This window comes from Cupriavidus sp. 291-E7 (assembly GCF_057798835.1).
The window spans coordinates 177,540-190,306 of sequence record NZ_JBYOJV010000008.1; the positions used below are offsets into that span (position 1 = coordinate 177,540).

General features: G+C 63.0%; 13 protein-coding genes. 11 read left to right on the forward strand and 2 right to left on the reverse strand.

All coding sequences use genetic code 11. The features are described 5' to 3' along the window. Nucleotides 1–74 precede the first annotated feature (74 nt). From AC3FLX_RS16145 to AC3FLX_RS16195, 11 genes are all read left to right on the forward strand, one after another. Complete coding sequence (locus AC3FLX_RS16145) at nt 75–704, forward strand: YfgM family protein (RefSeq protein WP_488698368.1); 630 nt, start codon at nt 75–77, stop codon at nt 702–704. A gap of 41 nt (nt 705–745) precedes the next feature. Continuing rightward, nucleotides 746–1,897: an outer membrane protein assembly factor BamB gene (gene bamB, locus AC3FLX_RS16150; protein ID WP_488698129.1), complete on the forward strand. Its 1,152-nt coding sequence runs from the start codon at nt 746–748 to the stop codon at nt 1,895–1,897. Between the two features lie 128 nt (nt 1,898–2,025). After that, a complete protein-coding gene (locus AC3FLX_RS16155; RefSeq protein WP_488698131.1) occupies nt 2,026–2,160 on the forward strand; it encodes a hypothetical protein in 135 nt (44 codons plus the stop codon). Then, nucleotides 2,157–3,500, forward strand: coding sequence for a ribosome biogenesis GTPase Der (der, locus tag AC3FLX_RS16160; RefSeq protein ID WP_488698133.1), 1,344 nt, complete (start codon nt 2,157–2,159; stop codon nt 3,498–3,500). Before AC3FLX_RS16155 ends, der begins: the two co-directional genes overlap by 4 nt. Nucleotides 3,501–3,709: 209 nt before the next feature. Beyond that, complete coding sequence (hfq, locus tag AC3FLX_RS16165) at nt 3,710–3,949, forward strand: RNA chaperone Hfq (RefSeq protein WP_488698136.1); 240 nt, start codon at nt 3,710–3,712, stop codon at nt 3,947–3,949. Between the two features lie 272 nt (nt 3,950–4,221). After that, entirely contained in the window at nt 4,222–5,478 is a 1,257-nt protein-coding gene (gene hflX, locus AC3FLX_RS16170; RefSeq protein ID WP_488698138.1) for a GTPase HflX, read from the forward strand. 107 nt (nt 5,479–5,585) lie between these two features. Further along, nucleotides 5,586–6,923 (forward strand): FtsH protease activity modulator HflK, encoded by a 1,338-nt coding sequence (hflK, locus tag AC3FLX_RS16175; protein WP_488698140.1) that lies wholly within the window; start codon nt 5,586–5,588, stop codon nt 6,921–6,923. A gap of 10 nt (nt 6,924–6,933) precedes the next feature. Beyond that, the gene (gene hflC / locus AC3FLX_RS16180) at nt 6,934–7,836 is read left to right on the forward strand and encodes a protease modulator HflC (RefSeq protein ID WP_488698141.1); all 903 of its coding nucleotides are present in this window, start codon (nt 6,934–6,936) and stop codon (nt 7,834–7,836) included. A gap of 142 nt (nt 7,837–7,978) precedes the next feature. Beyond that, a complete protein-coding gene (locus AC3FLX_RS16185; RefSeq protein WP_488698143.1) occupies nt 7,979–9,130 on the forward strand; it encodes an ATP phosphoribosyltransferase regulatory subunit in 1,152 nt (383 codons plus the stop codon). A 187-nt stretch (nt 9,131–9,317) separates the two neighbouring features. Further along, nucleotides 9,318–10,661: an adenylosuccinate synthase gene (locus AC3FLX_RS16190; RefSeq protein WP_488698145.1), complete on the forward strand. Its 1,344-nt coding sequence runs from the start codon at nt 9,318–9,320 to the stop codon at nt 10,659–10,661. Nucleotides 10,662–10,796: 135 nt separating this feature from the next. After that, on the forward strand, nt 10,797–11,366 hold the full coding sequence (locus AC3FLX_RS16195) for a phosphoribosyltransferase (RefSeq protein WP_488698147.1): 570 nt from the start codon (nt 10,797–10,799) through the stop codon (nt 11,364–11,366). 57 nt (nt 11,367–11,423) lie between these two features. Here the strand turns inward: AC3FLX_RS16195 and AC3FLX_RS16200 are convergent, their stop codons facing one another. Together AC3FLX_RS16200 and AC3FLX_RS16205 are read right to left on the reverse strand one after the other, a co-directional pair. After that, nucleotides 11,424–12,035, reverse strand: coding sequence for an NAD(P)-dependent oxidoreductase (locus AC3FLX_RS16200; protein ID WP_488698149.1), 612 nt, complete (start codon nt 12,033–12,035; stop codon nt 11,424–11,426). Nucleotides 12,036–12,099: 64 nt separating this feature from the next. Beyond that, a complete protein-coding gene (locus AC3FLX_RS16205) occupies nt 12,100–12,534 on the reverse strand; it encodes an Rrf2 family transcriptional regulator (protein ID WP_488698151.1) in 435 nt (144 codons plus the stop codon). Between the last annotated feature and the right edge of the window lie 233 nt (nt 12,535–12,767).

Here is a 12,767-nt window from a genome sequence, read left to right on the forward strand (position 1 = left end):
TTCGTGCCGCACGGCCGCTGTCCCGGGAGGAAGCGGCCGTGCCAATTTCAACCAACGCGGGTAACTGCCTCGACATGGCTTACGATCTAGAAGAACAGGAACAGCTTGAGAGTCTCAAGGCCTGGTGGAAACAGTACGGCAATGCCGTTACGTGGGCACTGATTGTTGTCTTGCTGGCATTCGCGGGCTGGTCCGGCTGGAATTACTGGCAACGGAGCCAGGCCGGCGAAGCCGCGCAGCTTTACGAGCAGGTGACCAAGGCGGCCGAAGCGCGCGATGTGGATCGCGTCAAGCGCGCGGCCACTGACCTGGAAGACAAATTCGGCCGTACCGCCTATGGCCCGATGAGCGCACTGACCGCTGCCAAGGTGCTGTACGACGCAGGCGACCTCGCTGGCGCCAAGACGCAGCTGCAGTGGGCCATCGACCACGGTGGCAACGACTACGCACCGCTGGCGCGCGTTCGCCTGGCCGGTGTTCTGCTGGACGAGAAGGCCTACGATCAGGGCCTGGCATTGCTGAAGGACGCACCGGCGCAGTACGAAGCGCTGTTTGCCGATCGCCGTGGCGACCTGCTGGCTGCGCAGGACAAACGCGACGAAGCACGTACCGCCTACCGCCGCGCGCTGGAAAAGCTCGGCGCGGGAGAGGCCGGCATGCGCCAGATCATCCAGTTCAAGCTCGACGCGCTGGGCACCGCCTGAGCGGACCGCGGACCCTTTTAAAAAATACAGGATCGCATCCTATGACGTCATTGCTTCGCACAGCCGCAACCCGTACGCTCGTGGCCGGCACCTGCCTTGGCCTGCTGGCGGGCTGTTCGCTGTTCAGCAAGGAAAACAAGCACCCGCCCACCGAACTGAAGCCGGTTTCGGCCGCGCTGTCGGTAAAGCAGGCCTGGAAGGCCGACGTCGGCAAGAGCGGCCCGTACGTGATGGCGCCGGTTGCGGCTGGCGATGCGGTTTTCGTGTCGGGCAAGAGTGGTGCATTGATGGCTATCAACGCCACCAATGGCCAGACGCTGTGGAAGGCGAAGACCGATCTCGACCTGACCTCTGGCCCTGGTTCGGACGGAGAGACGACCGCGGTGGCCGGCGAGAAGGGCGCGATCTACGCGTTCGACAAGAGCGGCAAGCAGATCTGGAAGAAGCAGGTTAACGGCGAGGTTCTGTCGGCGCCGCTGGTCGGCAACGGCCTGGTCGTGGTGCGTACTACCGATACCCGTATCATCGGCCTGGACGCCAGCACTGGCGATCGCCGCTGGATCTACCAGCGCTCGCAGGCAGCGCTGAACCTGCGTGCCGCGATGGGCATGGTGTATGCCGGCGACGGCATCGTCACCGGCTTCCCGGGCGGCAAGCTGGGCGTGCTGGCTCCTGGCAATGGTGTGCTGCGCTGGGAAAGCACTGTGTCGTACCCGAAGGGCGTGTCCGAAATCGAACGCCTGAACGATGTCACGGGCATGCCGGCCGTCATGGGTCGTCAGGTCTGTGCCACCACGTTCCAGGGCCGTATTGCCTGCCTCGAACTGGCGAACGGCCAGCCGCAGTGGGGCAGGGATTTTTCGTCGCCGATGGGCCTGACGCAGGATGACAGCTCGCTGTTCTCCAGCGACGAAACGTCGGCGGTGTTCGCGTTCGATCGTCAGAATGGCAACGAGCGCTGGAAGAATACGGACTTGCGCTACCGCAGCCTGGGCGCGCCGGCGACGATTGGCCGCTCGGTGGTGGTGGGTGATTTCGAAGGCTTTGTGCACTTCCTGTCGCGGGAAGATGGCACGGTCGTCGCGCGTATGAAAACCGACGGCAGCGCGATCAGCGCTGCGCCGGTCATTGCCGGGCAGACGCTGGTCGTCCAGACCCGCGATGGCGACGTGTACGGCTTCGTGCCGAACTGATCGCAAGGGGCGGCGCGCAAGCGCTGCCAGCTTTCAGCGTGCCATCGCACGCAAGCCCGCCCGTGCCCCTGTCGCATGGGCGGTGCCAATCCGGTAGCATGATCCCTGGTCGTGCCAGGAATTACGGGATGGAACAAGTGTTCCGTTTCCCTCCGACAGGAAAAGTGGCCGACCGTGACGAACACGGTGGTTGTCGGATCAACATGACTCCGGAAATGCTGGGGGACGGCGCAAGCCGCCCCCTGTTTCCATTTATTGCATGAAACCAGTTATCGCACTCGTCGGCCGTCCCAATGTGGGCAAGTCGACGCTATTCAATCGCATGACCCGTTCGCGCGACGCGCTTGTCGCCGACTTGCCGGGTCTGACGCGCGACCGTCACTATGGTGAGGGCCGCATCGGCGACCGTCCGTTCATCGTGATCGACACGGGTGGCTTCGAACCCGTGGCCAAGGATGGCATCGTCGCCGAGATGGCTAAACAGACGCGCCAGGCCGTGGTGGAAGCGGACGTCGTGATCTTCCTGGTGGATGGCCGTCTGGGCCTCGCGCCGCAGGATCGCGTGATCGCCGACTATCTGCGCAAGACGGGCCGCCGCATCATGCTGGCCGTCAACAAGGCCGAGGGCATGAAGTACACCTCGGTGGCCGCGGATTTCTATGAGCTTGGCATGGGCGATCCGTATGCGATCTCGTCCACCCACGGTGACGGCGTGAGCGAACTCGTTGACGAGGCGCTGGAGCTGGCCGTGCAGGAGCGTCCGGAACTGGCCGAAGAGGCCGATGCAGGCCAGCGCGGCACGAAGATCGCCATCGTGGGTCGCCCGAACGTGGGTAAGTCCACGCTGGTCAACACGCTGATCGGCGAAGAGCGCGTGATTGCGTTCGACATGCCCGGCACTACGCGCGACGCCATCTATGTGGAGTTCGAGCGTGGCGGCAAGCCCTATACGCTGATCGACACGGCCGGCCTGCGCAAGCGCGGTAAGGTGTTCGAGGCCATCGAGAAGTTCTCGGTGGTGAAGACGCTGCAGTCCATCGCCGACGCCAATGTGGTGGTGCTGCTGCTGGACGCCCAGCAGGACATCTCCGAGCAGGATGCGCACATTGCCGGCTTCATCGTGGAGTCGGGTCGCGCACTGGTGGTGGGCGTGAACAAGTGGGATGGCCTGGACGGCCACCAGCGCGACCGTGTGAAGCATGATCTGGAGCGCAAGCTGCAATTCCTGGGCTTCGCGAATTTCCACTTCGTTTCCGCCAAGCAGCGCACCGGAATCGGCGCGCTGCTTCGCTCGGTTGATGATGCCTACGCCGCTGCAATGGTCAAGCTGCCAACGCCGCAGTTGACGCGCGTGCTGCAGGAGGCGGTGGAATTCCAGCAGCCCAAGCGCGCGGGCGTGTCTCGTCCGAAGCTGCGCTACGCGCACCAGGGCGGCTCCAATCCGCCGATCGTGGTGATTCACGGAAACGGCCTGCAGAACGTGACCGACGCGTACAAGCGATACCTTGAAAACCGCTTCCGGGAGGCGTTCAAGCTCAAGGGCACGCCGTTGCGCATCGAATTCCGTACGAACAAAAACCCGTACGCCGAATCGAAGGATTGAGCCAAAAAGGTGCCGTTCCTCGTCCGAAGTTTCGTTTGCGTTCGTTTGGAACTGCGGCTAAATTCACGGTAGCAGGGGAAACCCTGCGCGTTGATGCCAGCTTGGTACCGTTTTGATCTTTTTTCTGGCGCGTTTTTGCGCCAACTGACTTGAACCGGGGACTTTCGTCCCCATGATCCATCACTAAATCTATAATTTTGGAGTGTGCCATGAGCAACAAAGGGCAATTGCTACAAGACCCGTTCCTGAACGCGCTGCGCAAAGAGCACGTGCCGGTTTCCATCTACCTCGTCAATGGCATCAAGCTGCAAGGCAATATCGAGTCGTTCGACCAGTATGTCGTCCTGCTGCGTAACACCGTGACCCAAATGGTGTACAAGCATGCGATCTCTACCGTCGTGCCTGCGCGCGCGGTCAATTTCCGTGTGGATGATACTTCCGAGGGCTGATTTTTCCTCATTCGTGGCTGGCCGCATGCGCATGCGGCCGCCCACGTTGCACGTTCCCGCCCAGCTGTTCTCCGGCCTGAGCCGCCAGCGCTGCCCCAAATGGGCCGCATCTTCCGAATCCGGTTTCCGATTGAGTCCGCGTCTGTCCCTCAGTCTTATGGCGGGGGTATGTGACAGGTTGCCGCAGTGCGGCCAGCCATTGCGGCCATTGTCTTGACAATCGGCTTCCCCATCCGTTTTCAACATTTTTCCGGCGCCACGCGTCCTCCCGCTTGCAACCCAGAGCTACCTCCCAGACCGATCCCTCACGCGCGATCCTCGTCGGCGTGGATTTCGGCAAGCACGATTTCCAGGAAAGCCTTTCCGAACTGGCACTGCTGACCTCCACGGCCGGCTCGGTGCCCGTGCACACGCTGACCGGCAAGCGCTCGCGCCCCGATCCGGCGTTGTTCATTGGCTCGGGCAAGGCGGAGGAGCTCAAGGAGGCGGCGGACGCGCTGGATGCCGACGTGATCGTGTTCAACCACGCGTTGAGCCCGGCCCAGCAACGGAATCTGGAGCGGTTCCTGCGCCGTCACGTGATCGACCGTACGGGCCTGATCCTCGATATCTTCGGGCAGCGTGCGCAAAGCCACGTGGGTAAAGTGCAGGTTGAGCTGGCACAGGTGCAATACCAGGCGTCGCGCCTGGTGAGGGCATGGAGCCACCTTGAGCGGCAGAAGGGCGGTATCGGCATGCGCGGCGGCCCGGGCGAGCGGCAGCTCGAACTGGATCGCCGGATGCTCGATGATCGCGCCAAGCGGCTCAAGTCCGATCTGGCACGGTTGCAGCGCCAGCACCATACGCAGCGCCGCGCCCGCGCGCGCAACGATACGCTGAGCATTTCACTGGTCGGCTACACCAATGCAGGCAAGTCCACGCTGTTCAATGCGCTGACCAAGGCGCGCGCCTATGCGGCCGACCAGCTGTTCGCCACGCTCGATACCACATCGCGCCGGCTGTTCCTCGATGGACTGGGCAACGTCGTCTTGTCCGATACCGTCGGGTTCATCCGTGACCTGCCAACGCAACTGGTGGCTGCATTCCGTGCCACGCTCGATGAAACCGTTCATGCCGACCTGCTGCTGCACGTCGTGGACGCGTCGAGCACCGTTCGTCACGAGCAGATCGAGCAGGTGAACCGTGTGCTGGCGGAAATCGACGCCCTGGACATCCCTCAGATCGTTGTGATGAACAAGATCGATGCGTCCCCGGAGTTGCTGGAGCATGGCCCGCGCATCGAGCGCAATGAAGATGGCGTGCCGACCCGTGTGTTCCTGTCGGCGCGCGATGGCCTGGGCCTCGATTCGTTGCGAGAAGCAATCGTGGACGTGGCCCAATGGCTGGCCAACCGGCCCGACGAGCCTGCCCCATATGACCCGCGGCTGGAGGGCATTGCGCCCCCGGCCAGCGGCGATGACTGGGATGCCGCCGACCCCGATGAAGGGGCCGAAAATGGCCCTGATCAGGGTGTTGATCACCCGAACTGAGCGTCGATCGCCGCGAATGGCGGCCCGATTAGGGGAATTTGAGCAAAAGTGATCAAGATGGCTGCTAGAATCCCCCTGTTCCAAACTTTCCCGGACCCGTGCCCTTCATGCCCCTGTTCCCTCGGAATCCTGACTCGCACTTCGTGCCAGGCAGCCGCGCCGCGCGGTTTGCACGCTGGCCGCGCCTGCGCGCCATCTTCTCGTTGAATGACCCGCGTTGGGGTCGTAACGGACAGGACGATGAAGACAAGGACAAGAGTCGTCAGCAGAACCAGCGGCCGCAAGATGGTCCGCCAGATCTCGACGAACTCTGGCGTGACTTCAACCGTCGCCTGAGCGGCCTGCTTGGCCGCAAGGACAACGGCGGTGGCGGCCAGGGCAACGGCTTTGGCTCGCGCCCGTCGGGCAAGGGTTCGAGCGTCGGTGTCGGCGTGATCGTGGCTGCCGTGATCGGCATCTGGCTGGCCAGCGGCTTCTTCATGGTGCAGGAAGGGCAGACCGCCGTGATCCTGCAGTTCGGCAAGTTCAAATACGCGACCGGCCCCGGTATCAACTGGCGCGCGCCGTGGCCGATCCAGTCGGCCGAGGTGGTGAACCTGTCGGCCGTGCGTTCGGTGGAAGTGGGCCGTGCCACGTCGATCAAGGACAGCAACCTGAAGGACTCGTCGATGCTGACGCAGGACGAGAACATTATCGACGTCCGCTTCACCGTGCAGTACGACATTCAGGATGCCAGCGAATTCCTTTTCTTCAACAAGACCGATCGCGGTGGTGACGAAGAGCTGGTGACGCAGGCTGCCGAAACGTCGGTGCGTGAGATCGTTGGCCGCAACAAGATGGATGCAGTGCTCTACGAGAACCGCGAGCAGATTGCACAGGGCCTGGCAAAGTCGATCCAGTCGATTCTGTCGGCCTACAAGACCGGCATCCGCGTGATCTCGGTCAACGTCCAGAGCGTGCAGCCGCCCGAGCAGGTGCAGGCTGCGTTCGACGACGTGAACAAGGCCAGCCAGGATCGCGAGCGCGCGATCAGTGAAGGGCAGGCCTACGCCAACGACATCCTGCCGCGTGCACGCGGTACGGCGGCGCGCCTGAAGGAAGAGTCGGAGGCCTATCGCGCCCGCGTGGTGGCGCAAGCCGAGGGTGATGCATCGCGCTTCCGCTCGGTGCAGGGCGAATACGCCAAGGCGCCGCAGGTTACGCGCGACCGTATCTATCTGGAAACCATGCAGCAGATTTACAGCAACGCGAACAAGATCCTGGTCGACGCCAAGGCGGGCAACAATCTGCTGTACCTGCCGCTGGACAAGTTGATGTCGCAGGTCCAGTCGTCCACGCCGCCGGCCGCGGCGCCTGGCACGAACGCACCGGCGACGCCGGACACGACCACGCCGGACATTCGTTCGCGTGAGTCGATGCGCAACCGCGACCGCGACGTACGCTAAGGAGACCGTCATGAACCGACTGATTTCCTTTGCCATTGGCCTGTTTATCCTGCTGGCCGTCGTGTCGTCGATGCTGTTCGTGGTGGATCAGCGCCAGTATGCCGTGGTGTTCGCCTTCGGCGAGATCAAGCAGGTGGTGCGCGAGCCGGGCCTGCATTTCAAGCTGCCGCCGCCGCTGCAGAACGTGGTGTTCATGGATCGCCGCCTGCAGACGATCGACGTGGCTGCCAACGAGCGTTTCCTGACCGCCGAAAAGAAGTCGATGGTGGTGGACTGGTTCGTCAAATGGCGTATCACCGATCCGCGCAAGTTCTTCGTGGCGTTTGGCGGCAATGTACGTGGCGCACAGGACCGCATGACCCAGCGTATCGACGCCGTGGCGCGCGAGGAGTTCGGCAAGCGCACCGTGACCGACGTGGTGGCGGGAGAGCGTGAAAAGGTCATGCAGAACATTCGCGTGGGCATGGCTGAGTATGCGCAGTCCGTGGGTGTCGAAATCATCGACGTGCGCCTGAAGCGCGTCGACCTGCTGCCCGCGATCAGCGAGTCTGTCTATCGCCGCATGGAGGCCGAGCGCAAGCGTGTGGCCAACGAACTGCGTTCGACTGGCGCCGCGGAAGGTGAGAAAATCCGTGCCGATGCTGATCGCCAGCGCGAAGTGGTACTGGCTGAGGCCTACCGCGACGCACAGGTGGTCAAGGGCGAGGGCGATGCCAAGGCGTCGCAGCTCTACGCCGATGCATTCGGCAAGGACCCGAGCTTCGCGCAGTTCTGGCGCAGTATGGAGGCCTACCGCAACACGTTCCGCGACAAGGGCAACGTGATGGTGCTGGAGCCGAATTCGGACTTCTTCCGCTACATGCGGTCGGCAGGCGGCAACGCCGCACCGGCAGCGGCGGGCGGCAAGAAGTAGCGCGCACGGCGCGCACCGGGCGTCGCGGTCACATGACGGACGCCCCGATACGCAACATTTGACAGAACCCCGGTCCGCCGGGGTTTTGTCCGGCTGGAGGGATGGCATCCCTTCAGCCTGGTTTTTGATAGAAGAGACCCCCATGTCCAACCGCTGGCTCCTGCCCGAAAACATTGCCGACGTCCTGCCGTCGGAGGCGCGCAAGATCGAAGAACTGCGCCGCCGCATGCTGGATCTGTTCCGCACCTATGGCTACGAGTTGGTCATGCCCCCGATGCTCGAGTACCTGGAGTCGCTGCTGACCGGTACCGGCCATGATCTGGACCTGCGCACGCTTAAATTGGTGGATCAGCTGTCTGGCCGCACGATGGGCCTGCGCGCCGATATCACGCCGCAAGTGGCGCGTATCGATGCGCACCTGCTGAACCGGCCTGGCGTGACGCGCCTGTGCTATGCCGGCAACGTGTTGCATGCCCGTCCCGCGGGTTTTCACGCGACGCGTGAACCGATCCAGATCGGCGCCGAGATCTACGGCCATGCTGGCCTGGAGGCCGACGTCGAGATCCAGGAACTGATGCTGGCGGCGCTGCAGGCCGCGGGTCTGCGCGATATTCGCCTGGACCTGTGCCATGCAGGCATTCTGGAGGCGCTGCTGTCCGCGCTGCCTTCGGTGCGCGAGATTGAAGACGCGCTGTTTGCCGCGCTGGAAACCAAGGATGTGCCCGCGCTGCGCGAGCTGACGCAGGGTATGCCGGAGATCGAGCGCAACGCGCTGCTGGCGCTGCCGACGCTCTATGGTGGCGCTGACGTGATTGAGCGCGCACGCAAGACGCTGCCGGCCAGTCCGGCGATCGGCCGTGCGCTCGACGAACTCGCCGCGTTGGCTGGCCAGGTGCGCGGTGCCAGCGTGAACATCGATCTTTCCGATTTGCGCGGTTACCACTATCACAGTGGCGTGATGTTTACGGCTTATGTGGCCGGCCTGCCGAACTATGTGGCCCGTGGCGGCCGCTATGACAAGGTAGGGGAGGCGTTCGGCCGTGCCCGCCCGGCAACCGGCTTCTCGCTGGATCTGCGTGAGGTGGCCGCGCTGTCGCCGGTGGAAGTTCGCGCGCAGGCCATTTTCGCCCCGTGGGACGCCGATCCAGCGCTACGCTCGACCATCGCCACGCTGCGCGCGGCGGGTGAGATCGTGATCCAGTCGCTGCCCGGCCACACGCACGAACTCGATGAGTTCAACTGCGACCGGCAACTGCAGCGCCAGGGCGATGCCTGGGTGGTGATGCCGCGTTGATTCGCTGATTTCCACGCCGGCCGCTCGCGCCGGCGTTTTCCGTCTGCTCTCGAATGACGTTTGCTGCCCGTGGTGGCCTATGATCGCCCGGAATGGATCGCAAACGTCTGTTACACGGACTCGTGAAAACCCGGATCCGTCGAACAACAAGAGTAGAATACGTTTTTAACCTTCTGACCAATTCAACATGTCCGCATCCGCAGTAGGCCAGGGACGCAATGTCGTCGTGATCGGAACCCAGTGGGGTGACGAAGGCAAAGGGAAAATCGTCGATTGGCTTACCGATCATGCAAAAGGCGTGGTGCGGTTCCAGGGCGGCCACAACGCTGGCCACACGCTCATCATCGGCGGCAAGAAGACCATTCTGCGACTGATTCCGTCGGGGATCATGCGCGAAAGCACCGTCTGCTATATCGGCAATGGTGTGGTGCTGTCTCCCGAAGCGCTGTTCCGCGAAATCGAAGAGCTTGAGACTGCCGGCCTGCAAGTGCAGAACCGTCTGCGCATCTCCGAAGCCGCCACGCTGATCCTGCCGTACCACGTTGCTATCGACAAGGCGCGTGAAGCCCGCCGTGGCGCCGCCAAGATCGGCACCACGGGCCGCGGCATCGGTCCGGCTTACGAAGACAAGGTCGCCCGCCGCGCGCTGCGCGTGCAGGACCTGTTCGATCCGAAGCATTTCGCCGAGCGCCTGCGCGAGAACGTCGACTTCCACAACTTCATGCTGACCCAGTACCTGGGCGCCGAAGCTGTGGACTATCAACAGATCCTGGACGAGATGCTGGCCTACGCGCCGCGTCTGAAGCCGATGGTGGCTGATGTTTCGGCCGAGCTGTACGCCGTGAACACGGCTGGCGGCAACCTGATGTTCGAAGGCGCGCAAGGCACGCTGCTGGACGTCGACCACGGCACGTACCCGTTCGTGACATCGAGCAACTGCGTGGCCGGTGCGGCTGCCGCGGGTGCCGGTGTTGGCCCGGGCCGCCTGAATTACATCCTCGGTATCACCAAGGCGTACTGCACGCGCGTGGGTTCGGGTCCGTTCCCGAGCGAGCTGTACGACAACGACAACCCGGCCCGTCAGGACGCCGTGGGTGTGCGCCTGGCCAACGTCGGCAAGGAATTCGGTTCGGTGACTGGCCGTCCGCGCCGCACGGGCTGGCTCGATGCCGCCGCGCTGAAGCGTTCGGTGCAGATCAACGGCGTATCGGGCCTGTGCATGACCAAGCTCGACGTGCTCGATGGCCTGGAAACGATCAACCTGTGCGTGGGCTATGAGCTCGACGGCAAGCGGGTGGACATCCTGCCGCGCGGCTCGGACGCCGTCGCGAACTGCAAGCCGATCTACGAGGAGTTCCCGGGTTGGAACGAATCGACGTTCGGCGTGAAGACGTGGGACGCGCTGCCGGAACCGGCCCGCGTGTACCTGAAGCGGATCGAGGAAGTGGTCGGCATTCCGATCGACATGATCTCGACTGGCCCGGATCGCGACGAAACGATCCTGCTGCGCCATCCGTACCAGGTCGCCTGAAGCGACCAGACTGTTCTGTGAGTACGACCGTGGCGCCATGAGTGCCGCGGCCTCACAAAAGCCATTCGGCCCGCGACATGCGGGCCGATGCTTTATCCACTGGTCACTTAGGTGGCCAATAGAAGAAAAGACGCCATGAACCTGCCTACCAATGACGAAGAGAACCTGTGGGTCTCCTGGGACGACTATCACCGCCTGATCGCACGTCTGGCGCTGAACGTGCATGAGTCGGGCTGGAAGTTCGACCAGATCCTGTGCCTGGCCCGTGGCGGCCTGCGCGTGGGCGATCAGATGTCGCGCATTTTTGACGTGCCGCTGGCTATCCTGGCCACGAGCTCGTACCGTGAGGCCGCCGGCACGCAGCAGGGCGATCTCGATATCGCGCAGTACATCACGATGACGCGCGGCGATCTGGCGGGCAAGATCCTGCTGGTCGATGACCTCGTCGACTCCGGTGTCACGCTGGAACGCGTGGGTCGTCACCTGAAGGAGCGCTATCCGGCCGTGACCGACGTGCGTTCGGCCGTGCTCTGGTACAAGGCCTGCTCGAAGGTGGAGCCCGACTATCACGTGACGTTCCTGCCCTCGAACCCCTGGATTCACCAGCCGTTTGAAGAGTACGACACGCTGCGCCCGCACAACCTGGCGGCCTGGCTCAAGCGCGGCAAGCGCGCGAGCCTGCTCGAAGACGATTCGGCGGCGTAAGCGCTTCGTCGTTCCCCCTCTGCCGCAAGACGGGAGAGGGGGCTAAGCGGTGGCGATTCAATACCCTACCGTGAATCGCTCCCGCACATGCTTCGGCTGCTCGATTTCATCGAGCATGGCGATGGCATAGTCTTCCATCGAGATCCAGCTCTTGCCGTCTGCCGCAGTGAGCAGCTCGTCTTTCCCGAGTCGGAATTTGCCCGTGCGCTCGCCGGGGGTGAACAGTGCCGACGGCGACAGGAAGCTCCAATCCAGCCCCGTTTCCGCGCGCAACGCATTCAGAAAATCCCGGCCGGCTGAAGCCTCTGCCTTATAGGCGTCAGGGAAGCTCGGCGTGTCCACCAGTTGCACACCTGGCGCCACATAGAGGCTGCCCGCGCCGCCCACGACCAGCAAACGCCGGATGCCGGCTGCCTTGACCGCCGCGGTGATCTGGGCTGCGCTGGTCTGCAAGAAGCGCACGGTGCTGATGACGGCGTCATTGCCGCGTAGTGCATCGGCCAGCGCCTGCGTATCGGCGACATCCACATCGCGCGTGGTCACACCGTCGCGCCCTGGCAGTTTGGATGCCTGGCGGGCGATGGCGGTGACTGCGTGGCCGCGGCGCAGTGCTTCTTCGATCAGGCGGCTGCCCACGTTACCCGTGGCTCCAATGATGGCGATCTTCATGGTCGATTCCTTTTGGCAAGGTTTGATATGAAACCAAATTGGTTACACATCGGGATAAAAAAAATCAGCGCTTGCGGCGCCGGGCGGCATGCTCAACCTCGCTGAGCATGCTGGCAATTGTGATTTCCGCGAGCGACGCATCCATAGCGGCCTGCGCACGATCGGCCACGGTTTGCAGCGCGCCAGTGATCTCGCGGCCGACCATGCAAGCCGGGTTCGGCGCGCTCTGGTGCAGCGTGATCAACGCGGTGGTCTCCGTGGCGCGGAACACGTCGAGCAGGGTGATGTTCGACGCCGGCTGCGCCAGCATCGCGCCACCGGTGCTGCCCATTGTCGTGGTCACGAAACCAGCCTCGGTCAGCGCACCGATCATGCGTCGGATCAGCGCCGGGTTGGTGCCCACGCTGCCGGCGATCATCGACGACGGCATGGGGCCTTCTGCCTGCGCGAGCAGGGTCAGGATATGGACGGCGACGGCAAACCGGCTGCTGGTGCTCATGCGGAAATCTCAATGTGAAACTATGGTAGTTACAGATCGGCCAGCCGTCAACTGCTGAGTTGAATGGAGATGCCGCTGTATTTTTCGTGATTGATGTGGCGAAGATGCCGAGATAATGCTGGAATCGGCACTGAAACTGATACACTCATTCACGCTCAACGTCAGTAACGAGCGATAGACAAGGCAGAGAGGAGAGGGTTTGAACGATTCAGCGATGCAAAAACAAAAAACCC